This window comes from Kitasatospora sp. GP82, from assembly GCF_029892105.1.
Classification (GTDB): Bacteria; Actinomycetota; Actinomycetes; order Streptomycetales; family Streptomycetaceae; genus Kitasatospora.
In genome coordinates this window covers 50,223-69,318 of record NZ_JARZAJ010000007.1, presented here as the reverse complement: position 1 = coordinate 69,318, position 19,096 = coordinate 50,223, and the positions used below count along the sequence as shown (strand labels likewise).

Below are 19,096 nucleotides of genomic sequence, written 5' to 3'. Positions count from 1 at the left end.
GATGACCGGTGATCGACACGGGGCCGTACTGGTCCTGACCAACCCGTACGACGTGACAGCCGACGTGGTGCTGCGCATCCTGGCCGAGCGCCGAGTCCCGGCCGTCCGCGCGGATCCCGGTGTCGAGTTGCACGGTGGTGCCTCGTTGACCTCCCTGTACGGATCGGAAGGTCAGCGGGGCATCTTGCGCACCGAGAGCCGCGAACTGGACCTTAATCGGGTTCGCTCCGTCTGGTACCGGAGGCCAACCGCGTACGCCGGGCCGCCCGGGTTGGGAGGGCAGGACGCCAAGTTCGCTGCCGCTCAGGAGTTCTGGGGTGTTGGCGGCATACTGGCCGCCCTGCCCGGAGCGCACTACGTCAACCATCCCTGGCGGGTGCGAGACGGGGAATACAAGCCCGCTCAACTCGCAACCGCGCAGCAATCCGGTTTCCTCGTCCCGGAAACGGTCATCACTACGGACCCTGGTGAGGCACGGGCGTTCTGTGTCGACCAGACCGACGGCGCGGTCTACAAGCCCATTTGGAACAGCGCCTACCGGGACGACACCGGGGGTGCCCAACAGGTCTGGGTCCGTGAGGTGGACCCGGACGAGATCACAGACGCCGTGGCCGTCTGCCCGCACCTGTTTCAGGCAAGGATTCCCAAGGCGTTCGACGTCCGGCTCACGGCCGTGGGACGGCACCTGTTCGCCGCCCGGATCGACGGGCCTGAACTCGACTGGCGACGACGGCAGGACCGGCTCACGTACGCACCGATCGACGTACCTGTGTCGGTCGCCGACGCCGTGGCCGACTACTGCGAGGCATTCGGTCTGGTCTTCGGTGCATTCGACTTCGCCGTGACCCCGGACGGCGCATGGTGGTTCCTGGAGTGCAACCCAAACGGCCAGTGGGCTTGGTTTCCACCAGAGATCACCACACCCGTTGCCCATGCAATCGCCGATCAACTGGAAAGAGGTCCCTGCGCGTGACCACATCAGCCGAATTCCGCAGCACGCTGGTCGACCAGCTCACCGCCAACGGCACACTCACGGACCCCGGGTGGCAGAAGGCAGCCGCAACCGTCCCCCGTGAGCTGTTCGTCTGCGAGTTCTTCCGGGTGGTGCCCGGCAGCAACCCGACCAGCTACGAAGCCGTGTACCGTGACTCGCCGGGATGGCTCGAAGTCGTCTACGCCGACCAGACCCTGATCACCCAGCTCGACAGCAGCACACGGCCGAGTGACACCGACGGCGCCCCGGTGACGGGTTCCCCGTCGTCGTCGTCCACCCTGCCGGGACTGGTGCTCGGCATGTGGCATCAGCTCGAAGTCGAAGCCGGACAACGTGTCCTGGAGATCGGCACCGGAACCGGCTACTCGACAGCCCTCGGCGCACACCGCCTCGGGGACGAGAACCTTGTCAGCATCGAGGTGGACCCGGCCGTCGCCGAGCGGGCCGCGACAGCAATCAAGGCGGCGGGCTACGCCCCGACCCTGGTTGTCGGCGATGGACTCGCCGGTCACCCCGACGGCGCCCCGTACGACCGGCTGATGGCCACGTGTTCGGTCCGCTACGTACCTCAGCCATGGCTGTACCAGGTGAGGCCGGGTGGGAAGATCCTCGTCACCCTCACCGGCTGGAGCTTCGCCTTCGGGCTGGCACTGCTCACAGTGACTGAACCTGGTGCCGCTACGGGGCGGTTCCTACCCGGGTACACGAGTTTCATGGTTGCCCGCCCACATGACCGGCCGCCACGACAGAGCCTGGCCCTGCTGCCCGGTGACGAGCGACAGAGCCGCATCGACCCCGCCCTGATCGAGGACTGGACCGGCGGGTGGGTCGCTCAGCTCGCCGCTCCCTCTGCGGAACGGCTAGGGGCAGGCGGGCAGCAGGTCCTGTCGGACGTGGCCACCGGCTCGCAGGCCCGGACCATGCCCAACCCCGACGGCGGATGGACCGTGACCCAGCGTGGTCCGCTCCGGCTCTGGGATCGGGTGGAGGACGCGGTTCAGGCGTGGCAGGCGGCAGGCTCACCGCATCAGGAGGGTTTCGGGGTCACGATCACCGACCAGGGCCAGCGGGTTTGGATCGGCAGCGAGGACGGGCCCGGCTGGAACCTCCCCGTCTGAGCGACAGACTCCCCGCCTTCCCCGCCTTCCGCGCGGGCGCGCAGGCTCCGCGCCGGCACGGGGAGCGAAGTCCCGCCCCAGCAGGACACATGAGAGGTCGAAATCAAACGCATCCCAATCGCCGCCCTGGTAGTGGCCGGCCGACCGGTGCGCAAAGGCGACATTGAATCCACCCCCGACTGAATAGCTACGGGCCTGTGAACCCGTCCGCGAGCAGCCGGTCGGCCCAGCGGCAGAGCAGCTCGGCCACCGGGGGATGCACCAACCCTGCGGCCAGTGCGATCCGTTCGGCGGAAGCCGTGTCGTACCGGTCCGTGGAGAGGAAGGACAGCGTTTCGGGCTCCTCGACGCCGGTCAGCGCCCGGGGCAGTCGTCGCACCAGCCGGACCGGGACCAGCAACCTGGGCCGATTGACCCTCATGTTCCGGGCGAGCAGCGCGATCAGCTCGGGCAGTGCGGGCGTGGCGGGGTCCAGCACGGTGTGTGTGCTGACCGCTCCGTCGTCGTGCGTCGGTACGGCGGCCAGGAAGCGGGCGAGATAGTCGATGGCCACCACCGGGACGAAGGTGCGCCTGCTGCCTGCCAGTGCGGGCAGCTGCCCCTCGGCCAACTGCTTCACCAGTGAAGCCAGTCCGACGTACTGACCGGCCTCGCCGGTCACCGAGTGCCCGATCACCGTGCTGGGACTCACCACCGTCAGCGGCACGCCGAGCCCAAGTGCCAGCACCCGGACGGCTGCGTCGCCTTCGGCCTTGGAGGCCTCGTACGCGCCGAGCTTCCGGTAGAGCCGGTCGGCCTCGCGCGCGGGCAGCGGGAAGGCGGGGGAGGGCGTACGGCCGACCCGGTAGCCGGAGAGGTGGACCATGCGGCGGAGTTCCGGCCGCTCGGCGGCCCAACGGAGCGCGTGCACGGCGCCCTCGACGTTCGCGGCGCGGGCCTCGGCGCGGCTCAGGCCGAAGCGGTACAGGGCGGCGAGGTTGAACACGTCGCGGACGCCGGAGACGTGGCGCTCGTCGTCCGGAGCGAGCCCGAGGCCGGGGCGGGTGAGGTCGATGGCGACGGTGGTGAGCGCGCGGGTGTCGGCGCCGTGCAGGCGCAGCCAGCGGCGGAGTTCGCCGTCCCGGGCAGCACCACCGCGCAACCCGGCGGCCACGGGGTGGCCCTGGGTGAGCAGTTCGAGGGCGAGCCAGCGGCCGATGAAGCCGGTGGCGCCGAGGACCAGGCTGGTGGGCGGGGTCATCAGTGGTGAGTCTCCATTCGAATGAGTGGACCGGTCTATATATTTTCCGGAGCCGAATCGCGAGTGTGCCTCAGGTTCCGTTCGGCGAGTGGTGGCGGATCAGGCGAGCAGCAGCTCGACGGTGCGGGCCGCCTGGTCCAGTGGGGTGCGGCTGCGATGGACGCGGGCCAGCAGCAGCGCGCCTTCGAGCAGGGCGAGGGCGGCCCCGGCCAGCGCCTCGGCCCCGGCGTGGTCCCGCCCCGCCTCGACCAGCAGCGAGGCCAGGGCCTCCTGCCAGCCGGAGTAGGCGTCGGCGCAGATCCGGCGCAGCGGCTCATTGCCGGCGGAGATCTCCAGGGCGACCGTCGCCAGGGGGCAGCCCTTCACCCAGTCGGACCGCTCCATCCGGTCCCCGAGTGCCGCCAGCAGTGCGCACACCACCTCGCCGGGCGACCTCTCCGTGCCCGTCAGTCCGGCGATCAGTGCGCCGACCTCCTGGCCGGCCTCGGTCAGCGCCTGGCCGACCAGTTGGTCCTTCCCGGCCGGGAAGTGGAAGTACAGCGAGCCGCGCGGTGCACCGCTCTCCGACAGCACCTGGTTGAGGCCGGTGCCGAAGTATCCCTGCGCCTCCATCAGTGCCCGGGTGGCCTGGATCAGCCGGGCCCGGGTCTCCTCGCCCTTGGTTCCCATGACGGAAACAGTAGACCGACCTACATATTCCTGTCGAGACCATCTCGGCCTCGGCTCGGGCCGAGTCTCAGACGGTGGCTGCCCAGCACGTCCAGTGGTCGCTCTCCCGGACGGGCCCCTCCGGCAGGCGTGCCGTGACGCAGTCGGCCAGTTCGGTCAGTTGGCCGTCGGTCAGCTCATGCAGGATCGACCGGCCGGTACGGGCCAGCAGGTCCGCCCTGACCTCCTCGGGATCGGCGTACTCCCGCCGGGTCTCGGCCAGCTCCAGCGTTCGGACGCCGCCGAACCCGGCCGCCCGCATCGCCGCCTCTACCCGCACCGCCGACGGTCGACGCGCCGCCTCCACGTCGAGCAGGTACGGGAAGCACTCGAAGAACCATCCGCGCAGATGGGCCTCGGACCCGGGCCGGCGGACATCCTCGACCGTCCGGTCCTGCACGATCAGCGTCCCACCGTGTGCGAGTACCCGCCCGGCCTCTCGGAACGCCGCCTCCAGATCGTCCAGGTGGTGCACGAGCGCCCGCTCGAAGACGACGTCCGCGCTGCCGTCCGCCAAGCCGGTCTCGTACGCCGACCCATGACGGAAGGTCAGCCCGTCCCGGCCCGCGCAATGCTCGCGCGCCGCCGAGATCATCGCCGCCGAGAAGTCCACCCCGACAACGGAGGCGGCTCCGAGGTCGAGCCACCCCATGCAGTACACGCCGCCCCCGCACCCGACGTCGGCCACCCGCAGCCCCTCGGGTGCCAGGACGGATCGGATCGCCTCGGCCCACTCCGATCCGGCCCGGCGCTGAGTGTAGGTGAGGCGGTTGACCTCGCTGTGGAAGTCGATGGGCATGGTGCGCGCTCCCTCCGCAAAGTATCTTGATATCAAGATATACCTGGATCTCTCCTGCGGCCCAGGGAGGTGGCGACGCGGTGGTTACGGCACGGTCGCGAGGCCGTAGTCGGGCAGGGTGATGTCCCCGGCCTCGGCGAACTGTGCGGCGACCGGATTCCGCACCGGCCAGCGGGTCATCGAGCCGGCACTCCCGTCGATCCTGTCCGGTGGCCGTTTCCCGACGTTCGAGCGGCTCGCCACCGTCGGGTACGACTTCGACCTCGACGAGCTGTTCGAGTTCGGCCTGCAGCGCCTTCTCGACGGCATCTCCGTACTGCTGGACGAGAAGCCCTGACGGACGGGCCTCGCAGGGCGTCCACCCACGAAGGGGAGGATCAGGCGGTCGGAGTGAAGACGCAGAACTCGTTGCCCTCGATGTCCGCGAGGATGTCCCACTCGATGTCGCCGCCGCGTTCGCGCACCAGTGTGGCCCCGAGGGCGAGCAGCTCCGCGGTGTCGCCGAAGACGTCGAGGTGCACGCGGTTCTTGACGGCCTTCGGCTCCGTCACCGGGTTGATCCAGATCAGCGGAGCCGCGCCCGTCGGGTCCTCGATCGGGATGGGCGAGGACGGTTCGAACGAGCCCGGACGGCGGACGTACCCGATGGCGGCGCACCACCAGTCGGCGAGGGCCTGATGGTCGTTGGCGTCCAGGCACAGGTCCTTGAAACGGGCAGGCATGGCGGGTGGGCCTCCACGGGTGAGTGACAGTCGGACCCAGTGTCGGTCATCGGCTCCGTAGCCCGGACTGCAGGGGCCGGATGGGCGGCGGTGGTGAGCAGTTCGCCGGCGGGCCGACGACGACGAAGCCCCGCCCCACCGGAGAGCGTGGGACGGGGCGTACGAGGGTGGGGCGTGCTCAGTTCGCGTCGGCGACCCGACCGCTGCCGCGCTTGTCGAGCGAGGCGAGGTAGGCGTTGTAGGCGACCAGTTCGGCGTCGCCGTTCCGGTCGGCGGCGCGGTCGCGGCGACGCGCCTGGCGCTCCTCCGACTTGGCCCACTGGAGAGTGAGCGCGATCAGCACGATCGCGGTCGGGATCTCACCGAACGCCCAGGTGATGCCACCCGCGAGCTTCTGGTCGGTGAGCAGGTCGGTGCCGGACGGCGCGGACTGGGCGGTGAAGGTGGTGACCAGCGGGTGACTGGCCATCATCACCGCCACACCGAAGAAGGCGTGGAACGGCATCCCCATGAAGAGCTCGATGATCCGCATCACGAAGCCGGGCCGGTGCGGACCCGGGTCCACCCCCATGATCGGCCAGAAGAAGAGCATTCCGGCCGCCAGGAAGTGCACCATCATCGCGATGTGCCCGATCCGGTACTGCATCAGGTAGTCGAAGAGCGGCGTGAAGTACAGGCCGTAGAGGCTGGCGATGAAGAGCGGGATGGTGAACGCGGGGTGCGAGATCACCCGGACGTACCGGCTGTGCAGCAGCGCCACCAGCAGTTCGCGCGGCCCCCGCCCGCTGCCCTTGCGGGCCGGGCGCAGTGAACGCAGCGCCAGCGTGATCGGCCCGCCGAGCAGCAGCAGGATCGGGGAGAGCATGGAGAGCACCATGTGCTGGATCATGTGTGCGCTGAACAGCACCATGCCGTAGTCGTTCAGCCCGGTGTTGGTGATCAGCAGGATGGTGCCGACCCCGGCCACCCAGGCGACCGTACGCCCGATCGGCCAGCGGTCGCCGCGCCGGGCCAGCCGGATCACGCCCGCGCCGTACAGCGCGATCGCCAGCAGGCCGGCGACCAGGAAGGGCCAGTCCGGCGACCAGCTCAGGACGTTGTCGAGGGTGAACGGTCCCAGCGTGCCCATGCCCCCGTGATGGTGGTGCATCCCTGCCATGCCGTCGCCCATCGGCGCGTCCTGCTTTCCGTCGTCCGTCCGGCCGGTCCGGCCTGATCGAGGTCCGGTTCGTCCGATTTCTTCGGCCCCTAGCCTAGGTGTGCCTTACGCCCTTCTCACAGCCGACCCCGGCTCCTCGGCTCCGGCGGCCCGGCCGGAGGGTGGCCGAGCCGGAGCGGTTCGGGAATGAATGTGACCCGGATCATGGTGCCGTCCGGGCGAGCTCTTCGGCGGCTGAGCCACCGCAGCACCTCGGCAGGGCCGGAGCCGGGCCCCGCCCGGCCGATCCTCGGGGCCCGGCCGGCCCGCGAGGTCGTTCGCGGGCCGGCCGTGGCTGCTGCGGGTCAGGCGAGGTCGCTCCGGTGCCAGTTCCAGCTGCCGGAGTTCTTGCTGTCCGAGGTCATGGCCGGGTCGTTGAAGCCGCTGCCGTTGCTGGTGAACTTCCACAGGCCGGTGCGGTTGCCGCCGTCGGTGCTCTGGCCGTAGTCGTAGCGGACGCCGATGTCGGTCCTGCCGTCGCCGTCGAAGTCACCGGCGACCAGCTTGGACCGGTTCCAGCTGCCGGTGGAGCTGTCGTCGTAAGGCCGTTGTCTTAGCCACCGTGGGCGCAGGGTCCGTTGCCTATTGCCTTGGGCGGAGAGTGGAAGAGCGACAAGATCGCGCGGGGAAGCGTCTGTTGACGCTTGCTCCGGTCCGTCGACCAGGGCGTTCCCGGCCGACGGGTACAGGCATCGCCGCGGGGCAGGAGGGACGGAAGAGCATTCGAGTGGATGGAAGCGGCCCTGGACTGATCCGTCCGGCTCGCGCTGTCGCTCGCGCAGGGCCGTGTCGCAGGGCCGTGTTCTGCGGGTGCCGAGCGGGGCCGGCTGCGTCGCCTCCGCGCGGATGCCCGGTCTCCAAAGGCGAAGGGTGCCCCGGCATGCGCCGGGACACCCTTCGTGTGTCGGGAATTCGATCAGCCGTCGTACCACCCGTACTGGGTGATGGTTCCGTGGCCGCTGCAGCTCCCGCCGAAGTCCCAGAAACCGGGGCCCTGCAGCGGTCCGTGAATGTCCGTGCCGTCGCTGCAGTGGGTCCAGGCTCCGGTCCTGCCGTAATCGACGGTCACCGTCGCGCGCCAGGACGTACCGTCATAGGAGTAGGTGTTGAAACCGTGGGCCGGAACATGCATGGGAGATACCCCGCCCGCGTGGCCCGCCTGCCAGACCACGTGCTCGGTCACCCCCGACTGTGCAGACCCCGGCGTCGCGGCCTGAGCCGCGCCGCCCAGGGCGACGGTGCCGACTGCGGTTGCGATGCCGAGGATCAGACGGGTCGTCTTCTTCCTGGTCATGCTTACCTCCTGTCGCTTCTGTCATGAGCACGCTATGCCGGGTTCTCCGGCATGGTCAATGGCAGCGGACGGGTTCATATCAGCCAAGGGGCGGCCAGGACGATCCGGGGCCGACACGACATCCCGGGCTCCGCCCTTCGCCCGGGGACGGGCTCAGCGGGGCGTCGTGACCAGCCCCATCTCATAGGCGGTGATCACGAGTTGCACCCGGTCCCGGGCGCCCAGCTTGGTGAACAGCCGTGCCACGTGCGACTTGGCGGTGGCTACCGTGATGAAGAGTTCGGCCGCGATCTCGCTGTTCGACCGGCCGAGTCCGACCAGGGTCAGGACTTCCTGTTCCCGCTCGGTGATGCCCTCGACCGGTCGCAGGGCGCGCTCCGGGGCAGGCCCGGGGCGTTGGACGAAGTCCGCGATCAGACGACGCGTCACGCCCGGCGCGATCAGGGCGTCACCGGCGGCGACCACGCGGATCGCCGCGAGGATGTCGTCCAGCGCCATGTCCTTGACCGCGAATCCGCTGGCGCCGGCCCGGAGCGCGCCGTAGACGTGGTCGTCCTCGTCGAAGGTGGTCAGGACCAGGACACGCGTCGCCCCCGGACCGGCCGTGATCAGGCGCGTGGCCTCGATCCCGTCCATGCCGGGCATCCGGATGTCCATCACCACCACGTCCGGGCCGACGTCCCTGACCAGTTGGACCGCCTCGGCGCCCGTCGCGGCCTCGCCGACGACGTCCAGATCGGGGGTGTCGGCCATGAGCACACGCAGCCCGGACCGCACCAGCGGCTGGTCGTCGACGAGCACGACACGGACGCTCATCGGACCTCCGCCGCACCCGTGACCCGCTCGGGCGCGACAGGCTCGGGCAGCGGTAGTCTGGCCGCCACCCGGAAGCCGCCCTCGGGGCGCGGTCCGGCGCTGAAGCGGCCGTTCAGCAGACTGACGCGCTCCCGCATACCGGTGATACCGAAGCCCGAGCCCGCCGTGCCCGGCATCCCGCGACCGTCGTCGACGACCTCCACGGACAACTCCTCGTCCCCGTACTCGATGGCCACCCGGCAGTGCCCGACGGCAGCGTGGCGGACCACGTTGGTCACCGCCTCCTGCACGATACGGTAGGCGGACAGGTCGATGTCGCCGGGGAGTTGACGCCGCTCCCCGCTCCAGCTCACCTCGACCCGGACCCCTGCGTCCGCGGTCGCCGCCGCCAGCCGGTCGACGTCCGCGAGACCCGGCGCGGGGGCGAGCGGTGCCTGCCCCGAGGCCGCGGCCGGGTCGGCCTGACGGAGCGCCACCAGCGTGCGCCGAAGGCCCGACAGGGTCTCCCGGCTGGTGGACTCGATGGCCCGCAGCGCCTCGCGGGCCTGCGCGGGCTGCGTCTCGATGACCCGGCTGCCCACCCCGGCCTGGATGGCGATGATGCCGATGCTGTGCGCGACCATGTCGTGCAACTCCCGGGCGATCCTTAGTCGTTCGGCCGTCACCGCCTCGGCCACCTCCTGCGAGCGCAGGACCACCGCGTGCTCGCGGCGCTCGCGGATCAGCAGGCCGATCACGCAGGAGGTGGCCAGCACCAGGAAGGCGATCACGCCGCCGAACAAGCCGTTCGGCCCGTGCGTGAAGCCGACGATGGTCAGGATCTGCAGCGTGGACGACAGCGCGACGGCGACGGTCGCGGCGCGCCGCGACCGGGTGGCGACGACGAGGCCCAGGACGAGGTCCACCGCCAGGAACGAGGCGAACCGGATCGGACTCTGGCCCAGGCTGAGCGGCACCATGACGAGGGAGCCGAGCAGCGTCATCGCCAGTGCCAGTAGCGGCTTGTGGCGCAGCACCCCGATGAGCAGGCTGGAAGCGAACAGTGTCCCGATGGCGTGCAGGCCGCCGGACGCGCGGGGCGCGACGCCCACCAGCAGCAGCATGACGGGGTACAGCACACCCCCGCCCCAGGTCATCAGCCTCGTCTTCGTCATCCCGCGAGACTATCCGGCTGCCGCCCGCGGGACATTGGCCCACGGACGTACGTCCCAGGGCCAACCGGCCCGCGCGAATGCCGCCCCCGGCCCAATGCCCCGGCCGGGGCCCGACCGGCAGGGTTGGGGCCGTGATCGAAGTCAACGAACTCACCAAGATGTACGGCGGCAAGACCGCCGTCGACCAGCTGTCGTTCACCGTCCAGCCCGGGCAGGTCACCGGGTTCCTCGGACCCAACGGCGCCGGCAAGACCACCACGCTGCGGATGATCCTCGGCCTGGACACGCCCACCGGAGGCACCGCCACCGTCAGCGGCGTCCCGTTCCCCAGCCACCCGCGCGGCCTGCGGCACGTCGGCGCCCTGCTCGATGCGGGGCACGTCCACGGCGGACGGACCGCCGCAGCCCACCTGACGGCGCTGGCCCGCAGCAACGGCATCCCGCTGCGCCGGGTGGAGGAGGTGCTGCAAGAGGTCGGCCTGACCGAGGCGGCGCGCCGCCGGATCGGCGGGTTCTCGCTCGGCATGAAGCAGCGGCTCGGCATCGCCACCACCCTGCTCGGCGACCCACCCGTGCTGATGTTCGACGAACCGATCAACGGCATGGACCCGGAGGGCGTGCTCTGGGTCCGCCACCTCTTCCGCCGACTGGCCGCCGAGGGCCGCACGGTCTTCCTCTCCAGCCACCTGATGTCGGAGATGGAGCAGACCGCCGACCAGCTCGTCGTCATCGGCCAGGGCCGGCTGATCGCCGCCGAGTCGGTGCGGAGCTTCGCGGCCCGCAGCACCCGCCTCAGCGTCGTGGTCGGCACCCCGCAGGCCGCCGAGCTGACTGTGCTGCTCACCGCGGCCGGCGCGTCGGTCGAGCCGGAGGGTTCGGCCGGAGCCGAGCGGCTCGCCGTGACCGGGCTGCCAGCCGACCGGATCGGGGCGCTCGCCTTCGAGCATCGGATCCTGCTGCACGAACTGACCACCCGCAGCGCCTCGTTGGAGGAGGCCTTCATGGAACTGACCGCCGGCAGCGTCGAATACCTGGCAGGACGACCCCGATGACCACACTCGCCTCCGTTCCCCCCATCACTGCGGCCGCGCCCGCGCCCGCCGCCGAGCCGCCGGCCCGCTTCGGCGACTTGCTCGCCTCCGAGTGGATCAAGACGCGATCGCTGCGCTCCACCCCGTGGACGCTCGCCTTCGTCATGCTCTTCGTCATCGGGTCGTCCGCGGCGGCGTCGCTGGCGGAGTACTACAACATTGGGAAGATCAGCCCGGACGCGCGGACCGACCAGGGGTTCCTGGTGTTCGACGCGTACTCGCCCGCCGGCTACATGACGCTGATGCTCGTCGCCGGCAGCATCGGTGCACTCGCCGTCGTCAGCGAGTACGGCAGCGGGCTGATCCGCACCACCACCGTGGCGGTGCCCGCACGCGGTTCGGTGGTGCTCGCCAAGGCGGCGGTCGTCGCCGCGGTCTGGACCGTGGTCGGCACGGTCATCTCGATCGGCTCGTTCACGGTCTCGCAGGCCATTCTGAACGGGCGGCACGCCGGAGTCTCGTTCAGCCAGCACGGCGTGCTGCGGGCCGTCGTGGCGTCCGCGCTGCTGGCCCCGGTCTGCGCGGTGATCGGCGTGGGCCTGGGTGTCCTGATCCGGCACAGCGCGGCCACCATGACCACCACCGCCTTCACCCTGCTGATGCTGCAGCCGATGTTCTCGGACTCCAAGCGCTGGTCCGCCGACGTCAACCACATGATGGTGGTCACCGCCTGGAAGCGCCTGCTGGAGTACTGGGAGCCGGGGCCCGACAGGCTGGGGTACACGGCCACGGTCCCCGGATCCTGGATCGTGCTCGCGCTCTGGCCGTTCGTCGCGATCGTCCTCGCGCTGGTCGTCGTACGGCGCCGCGACGTGTGAACCGGCCTCCGGTGGTGGCGGGCAGGCCACGCCCCTGCACGAGCGGGGCCCGGAAAGGTCCCTCGCAGCTTCGCACACCATCCGCAGCGCCGCCGCGGTCGAGCTCGCACAGACCGACGGCCGGTCACCTTCCGCGGAACTCTCGCAGAAGGTGACCGGCCGTCGGACGTCGGACCGGAGGTCAGATGACGGTCTCGGCCTCGACGTAGCGCTCGGCCGGGACGGTCTTCAGCTCGGCGACCGCGTCCGCCAGCGGGACCAGCTTGATCTCGGTGCCCTGGAGAGCGGTGATGTGGCCGAAGGCGCCCTTGTGGGCGGCCTCCACGGCGTGCCAGCCGAAGCGGGTGGCGAGCACCCGGTCGTACGCCGTGGGGGTGCCGCCGCGCTGGGTGTGGCCGAGGATCACCGGGCGGGCCTCCTTGCCGAGGCGGTGCTCCAGCTCGCGGGAGAGCTGGGTGGCGATGCCGGTGAAGCGCTCGTGGCCGTAGATGTCCTTGCTGCCCTCTTCCCAGTGCATGGTGCCGGGCTCGGGCTTGGCGCCCTCGGCGCAGACCACGATGGCGAACTTCTTCTGCCGGTCGAAGCGCTCGCGGACCACCTCGGTCAGCTTGTCGATGTGGAACGGGCGCTCCGGGACCACGATCGCGTGCGCACCGGCGGCCATACCGGCGTTGAGCGCGATCCAGCCGGTGTGGCGGCCCATCACCTCGACCACCATGACGCGCTGGTGCGACTCGGCGGTGGTCTTCAGCCGGTCGAGGGCTTCGGTGGCGACCGAGACGGCGGTGTCGAAGCCGAAGGTGACATCGGTGCAGGCGATGTCGTTGTCGATGGTCTTGGGGACGCCGACCACCGGCAGGCCCGCGTCGCTCATCAGCTTGGCGGCCTTGAGGGTGCCCTCGCCGCCGATCGGGATGATCGCGTCGATGCCGAGGTCCTGGCAGTGCCTCTTGGCACGTTCGACGCCATCCCGCAGGTGGCTCGGCTGAACGCGCGAGGAGCCCAGGATGGTGCCGCCCTGAGCCAGGATGCCGCTCACCGAGTCGAGGGTCAGGGGCCGGTGGACACCCTCCAGGAGCCCGCGCCAGCCGTCCTGGAACCCGACGATCTCGTCGCCGTGGTCGACCACCCCCCGGTGGACCACGGAACGGATCACGGCGTTCAGGCCGGGGCAGTCACCGCCGCTGGTCAGCACACCAATACGCATCGCTTTGCAACTCCCGAGCAGAACCGGACGGCCGGACTACCACCCACCCGAATCGGACACGGGTGATCGAATCAGGTCAGAGAGCAGCATACGGCTCCTGCGTCCGGCCGGGCAGGCGCCGACGCGGGAGCGGCGCCGTCGGCGCACCCGCGCGGAACTGCACTGGACGCCGAGGAGGGTGTGCGCCCAGAGGACTGTTGTCGTGCAGCCGAATGTCGTACGGCTGCGTTGTCGTACGGCTGCATTGTCGTACATGTGGAGGCGCTTGGGCATCGGCCGACCGCTATCCGGTCAGGTGGATGCCCAAGCGCCGGTCATGGCGTCTCTCCACGAGGAGATCAGGCGGGCTGGCGGGTCGCGGCGATCCGCTCGGCGCGCAGCGCGTCGTACCAGGTGGTGTCGGCCGGCGGCAGTGCGTTCACGTCCAGCGCCAGCTTGATCAGCATGTCGGCGACGGCGGGGTTGCGGGCCATCACCGGGCCGTGCAGGTAGGTGCCGAAGACGGTGTCCCGCCAGGCGCCCTCGGTGCCGTCCCCGGTGCCGTTGCCCCGGCCGACCTGGACGTTCGCGAACGGCGAGACGCCCTGGCCGAGGTGGGTGACACCCTGGTGGTTCTCGAAGCCGGTCAGCTGCGGCAGACCGAGGCGCGGGTCCACCTCGGCGAGCACGTCGCCGACGCAGCGGGCGCCCTCGCCCCGGGTGGTCCAGACATCGAGCAGGCCGAGACCGGGCTCGCGCTCGCCGAGGTCGTTGACGAACTCGTGGCCGAGGATCTGGTACCCGGCGCAGACCGCGAGGATGATCGCGCCGTTCTCCGCGGCCCGGACGAGGCCCGAGTCGTTCCGCAGGCGCTCGGCCGCGAGCCGCTGCGGACGGTCCTCGCCGCCGCCGATCAGGTAGATGTCGCCGCTGGTCGGCACGGCCTGGTCGGAGCGGACGTCGATGCGCTGCACCCCGAGCCCGCGCTGGCGGGCCCGGCGCTCCACGACCAGGGCGTTGCCCCGGTCGCCGTAGGTGCTGAGCAGGTCGGGGTAGACCCACACCAGACGCAGGCTGCTGTCACTCATCCGGGAAGACCTTCCGTACTGCTGCGGCGCAGGCTGCTGCGGTTCGTACTGCTGCGGGTGACCGGTGGGGAAGGACATCAGTTCGCCACCGCCTTGCGCAGCTGCTGGAACGCGGTGTAGTTGGCGATCGCCTCGATCCGTCCGGGCGGTGCCATCTGTACGGCCTGTTCCAGGGTGTCGACCACCTGGAACTGCAGCCCGGCGACCTCGAGGCGGACGGCCAGGTCCAGCTTGCGCTGGCCCATCACGAAGATCGGGTGGCCGGCCAGGCGCTCGTAGTCCACGTCCCACAGCCAGGAGGTGTCGGTGCCGTCGGCGTCCATGGCGTTGACCGAGAGGACCACCGGGGCCGGGGGCTGGTCGATCAGCGAGAAGGTCTCCAGCCAGCCGGCCGGGTTCTTCGCCAGCAGCAGGCGCACATCGCGGCCCAGGTACGAGACCACGTCGTAGCGGCCCGCGACCGCGGTCACGGTCTGCATCCGCTGGAGGGCGACCTGCGGCGGCACGCCGAAGACCGCGGCCACGGCGGCCGAGCTGGTGGCGTTGGCCAGGTTGGCCCGGCCGGGCAGCTGGAGCTGGATCGGCCAGGCGCCGCGCTGCGGGTCGATGACATGGGTGCCCTGGAGCGCCCAGTGCGGCTGCGGGCGGCGGAAGCCGCAGTCCTGGCAGAACCAGTCGTCGCCGGGGCGCTGCATCACACCACCGCAGGACGGGCAGGACCAGGCGTCCTCCTTCCACGCCTGACCGGCGGCCACCCAGACCACCTTGCGGCAGGAGGAGGCGGCCCAGGTCACCAGCGGGTCGTCCGCGTTGGCGATGATCACCGCGTCGGTGTCCTTGAGGCCCTCGCGCCACTTCTCGGCCATCATCCGGGTCTCGGCGGCCCGGTCGAGCTGGTCGCGCGAGAGGTTCAGCAGCGCTATGGCCTTGGGACGGGTGTCGCGGGCGACCCCGGCCAGGTACTTCTCATCGACCTCGATCACGCCGAACTTGGCGTCCGAGCCACCGGCCAGCGCGGCGGTGATACCGGCGGGCATGTTGGCGCCCAGCGCGTTGGAGACCACCGGGCCTGCGGCGCGCAGGGCCTCGGCGATCAGCCGGGTTGTGGTGGTCTTGCCGTTGGTCGCGCTGACCAGGACCACATCCAGGTGCTCGGCCAGGGTGGCGAGCAGATCGGGGTCGAGCTTGAGGGCGACCTTGCCGCCGATCACCGAGCCACTGCCTCGGCCGGCCTTCTGCGAGAGGGCGGCGGCGACCCGGCCCGCCGTCACGGCGATCTTGGCGCGGGCGGGCAGTGAGGCTTCGCGTGCGGCCGTGGCCTCCGAATCGGTGCCTGGCATGCTCAGTGGTTCCTCCTTGCTGCGGCACCGCCCTGGTCGTGCGGGGACCGTCGGGCGGCGGGGACGGGCCCAGCCTACCCACTCCGCGCCCGGGCTCCGAGTCCCGGACCCCATGCGGCCTGCCAGGACTGCCCCGGCAGAGCTCTGACGGGCCCTCGGCAGGGGGGCCTGCGGCCGGTCCCAGCGGGCTGTCCCAGGGGCAAGGGGTTGCTCCTCAGGGGCGCGGGCCGACCAGTCACAGGCGCGGGGCCCTGCTGATCAGACCACGTGCGCGGACGCGGAAGGTACGGTGCTGCACCGACTTCGGTCGAGCACGTTGCACCGCCCCACCGCGAGCTCACGAGGAACGGCATGCCGACGTACCGGGCCCGACCCGGGCGCCCTTCCGTCTCGCGCAGGTGGTTTGACCAGCAGAGCCCCGCGCCCCTTTCCGTGCTTCGCGCAGAGCCCCGCGCCCCCCCGGGGGGGGGCTTGCGCAGCTCTCCGTGCTTCGCCCGGTCAGCGGCCCGGGCCGGTCGGCCAGGGGGTCGGGAGTTGCTCGGCGGCCTCGGCGAGGTGAGCGGTGATCACCATGGTGCCCTCCTCGACCTGGTAGTCGAGCGGGGCGGCCAGCCGCCGCATGGTGGCGATCAGCCCGGTGTTGGAGGCGTGGGTGACGGCGTACACCGTCTGCACTCCGGCCTCCAGGGCCAGCGCCGCCATCCGCCGCAGCAGGTCGACGCCGAGGCCGCGCCGCTGCCAGTCGTCCTCGATCAGCAGTGCCACCTCGGCGCTGTCGTCGTCCCACATCAGATGGGCGAGCGCGACGATCCGCCCGTCCGCGGCCTCCACCGCCAGGGTCTGGCCGTGCCGGGGGTCGAGCAGGTGGTCCAGGTACTTGTCGGCGTCCCTGACCGGCCCGTGGTAGCGCTTGCGCAGTGTGTCCACCGAGCAGCGCCGGTGCATGGCCAGTGCGGCGGCCTTGTCGTGGGTGTCCGCCCGGCGGACCGTCAGGTCGGTGCCCGCGGGGAGACTGAGGCGGGCCTCGACCTTGGGGACGCGCGGCCCGAGCAGGCTGTCCAGCTCGACCAGCGCCTGGGCGCGGGCGAACTCGGTCGGGGTGAACGGCAGATGCGGCCTGGTCAGTTCGATCAGGTCGCCGGAGGGCACGGGCAGCCGCATCACATGGCCGTCGATCCCGGCCGCCGCCTGCTGACCGCCGTCCGGGTACTGCCGGATGGTGCAGCGGCCGAACAGCTGCCGCAGTGCCACCGGAAGTTCGGCGGCGTCCAGCGCTGTCCGGGTGGCCAGGGCCAGGACGTGGGTCGGCACATCCACCAGGTCGTGCGCGTCCGCCGGGTCGGTCCAGATGTCGTGGCCCCCGGCGGTGGCGATCGCGGCGGCCAGCTCGGCACGGGTGAGCGTACGCGGTGCGCGGACCAGGAACTCGTCCACCGTCGCGGTCGGCAGCGGGTGGGCCTGCATCGAGACGATGTTCACCTGGAGTCCGGCCAGCGCCGTGGCCACCCGGGCCAGGCTGCCGGGGGCGTCGGAGACGGTGGCGCGGATCCGCCAGAGCGCGGTCTGTTCGAAGTCCCGCAGTGGTCCGGTCACCGGGTCCTCCCCGGGCGGTGCGCCGGGATCGGGTGCGGGTGGTGCGTGCGGGTGCCGGTGTGCCCACCAGGCGTGGCAGACCGCAGTGGCGAGCAGTGCGGCGGCCGAGGCGAAGAGCAGGACAGGGCCGTCGTGGCCGTGCACCACCACATTGGCGACCAGGTCGGCGACGGCGACGGCGCTGAAGACCGCCGCGAGCTCCGTGGTGTCTCTGCGCCAACGGTGGGTGCGGGCGATACGGCGCTGGGCGCGGGAGGGTGGGATGGGCTGGTGGGTCGAGCCTGCCGAAGTGTCCATACGGTCATGCTGTCCCGCCGGTGTTTCACGATCACGAATCCCCCGTGACCTGTCGGTTAATGTCTCCGTCCGGGTTCCGGGCGGCTTCCGGTCCGCCGGATTCCGCTCGGGGTCCGAACGGACGGCCCGTCAGTTCCGCTCCGGCCAACCGTACTTCGTCCAGCAGGACGGCCAGATCGTCCTCGGTGGTTGCGGCGTTCAGCAGGCAGGCGCGCAGCATCTCCCGCCCCTGGTGGAGCGCGCCGGTCACGAAGGCCCGGCCGCGCAGCTGGACGGCCACCGGCAGCTCGCGGTTGACCCTGTCCGCCAGCTGCTCGTCGGCGGCCTCGGGCCGGTAGCGGAAGGCGACGATGGAGGTCTCCACCGGGGCGAGCAGTTCGAGCTGTTCGTCGGCCTCGACGAGTTCGCCCAGTCGCCGGGCGAGCGCGGTGCAGCGGGCGATGTCGGCGGCGATACCGGCCCGGCCCCGGTGGGCGATGGTGGCCCAGACCTTGAGCGAGCGGAACGGGCGGGTCTGCTCCATGCCGTACTCGGAGAACCAGCCGAGTTCGCCCGCGCTCTCGTCGCGCAGGTAGGAGGGGACCAGGCTGAAGGTGCCGCGCAGCTCCTCGGTGTGCCGGACGAGGGCGCAGCCGCAGTCCACCGGCACGCCGAGCCACTTGTGCGGGTCCAGGGCGAGCGAGTCGGCGCGGTCCATTCCGGCGTAGCGGTGGGCGATGGCCGGGTCGAGGGCGCCGAAGGCGCCGTACGCCCCGTCCACGTGCAGCCAGAGCTGTTCGTCGGCGCAGAGGTCGGCGATCGGTTCGAAGGGGTCCACCGCGCCGGTGCCCACCGTCCCGGCGGAGGCGACCACCAGGAAGGGCAGCCGGCCGGCCGTGCGGTCCTCGGCGACGGCGGCTCGCAGCGCGTCCAGGTCGAGCCGCCCGGCGGGGTCGGTGGCGACGGTCCGCAGGTTCCGGCTGCCGAGGCCCAGCAGCTCGACGGCCTTGCGCACGCAGGAGTGGGTCTCCGCGGTGGTGTAGCCGACCAGCGGAGGCAGGCAGGACAGGCCCTGCTCGCGGAGGTCGTACCCGGCCAGGCGGGCGGCCCGGTTCCGCGCGGCGGCGAGGCACAGGACGGTGGCCATCGAGGTGCCGGAGGTGAGGATGCCGCCGCCGGGAGAGTGCGGGAAGCCGACCAGCTCGGCGATCCAGCGGACGACGGCACGCTCCAGGTGGACATCGGCGTGGTCGCCGCCGGCCGAGCTGGGGTTCATCGCGGCGGCGGCCAGGGTGGCCAGGATCCCGGCGGGGGCGGGGGCGGAGTTGACCCAGCCGAAGAAGCGCGGGTGGCCGTTGCCCATCGGCGCGGGCATCACCCGGGTCCCGATGACCTCCAGCAGCTCGGCGAGCGGCCGGCCCTCGGCGGGCAGCGGCGCCGCCAGCAGGGCGGTGCGCTCGGCCGGGTCCATCGGCTGCCAGACGGGGCGCTCGGGCACGGCGTCGAGGTAGTCGCAGACCAGCTCGGCGGTGGCCCGCGCGGCGCTGCGGAAATCGTCGGGGGAGGTGTCGCTCATGGTGCTGCTCCAGCGGATGGGACTGGGGCGCGGCGTCCTCGGCGCACCTGGCTCCGGCCGATCATACGGCTGGACAGGGCTCAGG

19 protein-coding genes are annotated in these 19,096 nt (G+C 71.3%); 5 read left to right on the top strand and 14 right to left on the bottom strand.

What is annotated here, in order from left to right; all coding sequences use genetic code 11:
- Window position 1 precedes the first annotated feature (1 nt).
- Window positions 2-973: an ATP-grasp ribosomal peptide maturase gene (gene tgmB / locus P3T39_RS09335; RefSeq protein WP_280696916.1), complete on the top strand. Its 972-nt coding sequence runs from the start codon at window positions 2-4 to the stop codon at window positions 971-973.
- Entirely contained in the window at window positions 970-2,112 is a 1,143-nt protein-coding gene (gene tgmC, locus P3T39_RS09330; RefSeq protein ID WP_280696915.1) for an ATP-grasp peptide maturase system methyltransferase, read from the top strand. Before tgmB ends, tgmC begins: the two co-directional genes overlap by 4 nt.
- A gap of 187 nt (window positions 2,113-2,299) precedes the next feature.
- Here the strand turns inward: tgmC and P3T39_RS09325 are convergent, their stop codons facing one another.
- The 3 genes from P3T39_RS09325 to P3T39_RS09315 form a co-directional block, all read right to left on the bottom strand.
- On the bottom strand, window positions 2,300-3,352 hold the full coding sequence (locus tag P3T39_RS09325) for an SDR family oxidoreductase (protein ID WP_280696914.1): 1,053 nt from the start codon (window positions 3,350-3,352) through the stop codon (window positions 2,300-2,302).
- 99 nt (window positions 3,353-3,451) lie between these two features.
- Window positions 3,452-4,021 carry a TetR/AcrR family transcriptional regulator gene (locus P3T39_RS09320; protein ID WP_280696913.1) on the bottom strand — a complete coding sequence of 190 codons (570 nt, stop codon included), beginning with the start codon at window positions 4,019-4,021 and terminating at the stop codon, window positions 3,452-3,454.
- 67 nt (window positions 4,022-4,088) lie between these two features.
- Window positions 4,089-4,859: a class I SAM-dependent methyltransferase gene (locus tag P3T39_RS09315; RefSeq protein ID WP_280696912.1), complete on the bottom strand. Its 771-nt coding sequence runs from the start codon at window positions 4,857-4,859 to the stop codon at window positions 4,089-4,091.
- A gap of 121 nt (window positions 4,860-4,980) precedes the next feature.
- On the opposite strand from P3T39_RS09315, the gene P3T39_RS09310 reads away from it, so the two are divergent.
- A complete protein-coding gene (locus tag P3T39_RS09310; protein WP_280696911.1) occupies window positions 4,981-5,196 on the top strand; it encodes a TetR/AcrR family transcriptional regulator C-terminal domain-containing protein in 216 nt (71 codons plus the stop codon).
- 40 nt (window positions 5,197-5,236) lie between these two features.
- Here P3T39_RS09310 and P3T39_RS09305 read toward each other — a convergent pair whose 3' ends face one another.
- The 6 genes from P3T39_RS09305 to P3T39_RS09280 form a co-directional block, all read right to left on the bottom strand.
- On the bottom strand, window positions 5,237-5,581 hold the full coding sequence (locus P3T39_RS09305) for a VOC family protein (RefSeq protein ID WP_280696910.1): 345 nt from the start codon (window positions 5,579-5,581) through the stop codon (window positions 5,237-5,239).
- A gap of 178 nt (window positions 5,582-5,759) precedes the next feature.
- Window positions 5,760-6,731, bottom strand: a complete 972-nt coding sequence (locus tag P3T39_RS09300; protein ID WP_280697077.1) for a cytochrome c oxidase assembly protein — start codon at window positions 6,729-6,731, stop codon at window positions 5,760-5,762.
- Window positions 6,732-7,084: 353 nt separating this feature from the next.
- Window positions 7,085-7,711, bottom strand: coding sequence for an FG-GAP repeat protein (locus tag P3T39_RS09295; RefSeq protein WP_280696909.1), 627 nt, complete (start codon window positions 7,709-7,711; stop codon window positions 7,085-7,087).
- Window positions 7,696-8,073, bottom strand: coding sequence for a hypothetical protein (locus P3T39_RS09290; RefSeq protein WP_280696908.1), 378 nt, complete (start codon window positions 8,071-8,073; stop codon window positions 7,696-7,698). Before P3T39_RS09290 ends, P3T39_RS09295 begins: the two co-directional genes overlap by 16 nt.
- A gap of 153 nt (window positions 8,074-8,226) precedes the next feature.
- A complete protein-coding gene (locus P3T39_RS09285) occupies window positions 8,227-8,889 on the bottom strand; it encodes a response regulator transcription factor (protein WP_280696907.1) in 663 nt (220 codons plus the stop codon).
- Window positions 8,886-10,043: a sensor histidine kinase gene (locus P3T39_RS09280; protein ID WP_280696906.1), complete on the bottom strand. Its 1,158-nt coding sequence runs from the start codon at window positions 10,041-10,043 to the stop codon at window positions 8,886-8,888. Before P3T39_RS09280 ends, P3T39_RS09285 begins: the two co-directional genes overlap by 4 nt.
- Window positions 10,044-10,174: 131 nt before the next feature.
- On the opposite strand from P3T39_RS09280, the gene P3T39_RS09275 reads away from it, so the two are divergent.
- A complete protein-coding gene (locus P3T39_RS09275) occupies window positions 10,175-11,095 on the top strand; it encodes an ATP-binding cassette domain-containing protein (RefSeq protein ID WP_280696905.1) in 921 nt (306 codons plus the stop codon).
- Window positions 11,092-11,952, top strand: a complete 861-nt coding sequence (locus tag P3T39_RS09270) for an ABC transporter permease (RefSeq protein WP_280696904.1) — start codon at window positions 11,092-11,094, stop codon at window positions 11,950-11,952. The genes P3T39_RS09275 and P3T39_RS09270 overlap by 4 nt, the downstream gene beginning before the upstream one ends.
- Window positions 11,953-12,133: 181 nt before the next feature.
- Here the strand turns inward: P3T39_RS09270 and P3T39_RS09265 are convergent, their stop codons facing one another.
- From P3T39_RS09265 to P3T39_RS09245, 5 genes are all read right to left on the bottom strand, one after another.
- A complete protein-coding gene (locus P3T39_RS09265; protein WP_280696903.1) occupies window positions 12,134-13,159 on the bottom strand; it encodes a 6-phosphofructokinase in 1,026 nt (341 codons plus the stop codon).
- Between the two features lie 338 nt (window positions 13,160-13,497).
- Window positions 13,498-14,226: a glutamine amidotransferase gene (locus P3T39_RS09260; protein ID WP_280696902.1), complete on the bottom strand. Its 729-nt coding sequence runs from the start codon at window positions 14,224-14,226 to the stop codon at window positions 13,498-13,500.
- Between the two features lie 77 nt (window positions 14,227-14,303).
- Complete coding sequence (locus P3T39_RS09255; RefSeq protein WP_280696901.1) at window positions 14,304-15,566, bottom strand: MurT ligase domain-containing protein; 1,263 nt, start codon at window positions 15,564-15,566, stop codon at window positions 14,304-14,306.
- Between the two features lie 498 nt (window positions 15,567-16,064).
- Window positions 16,065-17,456, bottom strand: a complete 1,392-nt coding sequence (locus P3T39_RS09250) for a GNAT family N-acetyltransferase (protein WP_280696900.1) — start codon at window positions 17,454-17,456, stop codon at window positions 16,065-16,067.
- Window positions 17,457-17,487: 31 nt separating this feature from the next.
- On the bottom strand, window positions 17,488-19,011 hold the full coding sequence (locus tag P3T39_RS09245) for a pyridoxal-dependent decarboxylase (RefSeq protein WP_280696899.1): 1,524 nt from the start codon (window positions 19,009-19,011) through the stop codon (window positions 17,488-17,490).
- Between the last annotated feature and the right edge of the window lie 85 nt (window positions 19,012-19,096).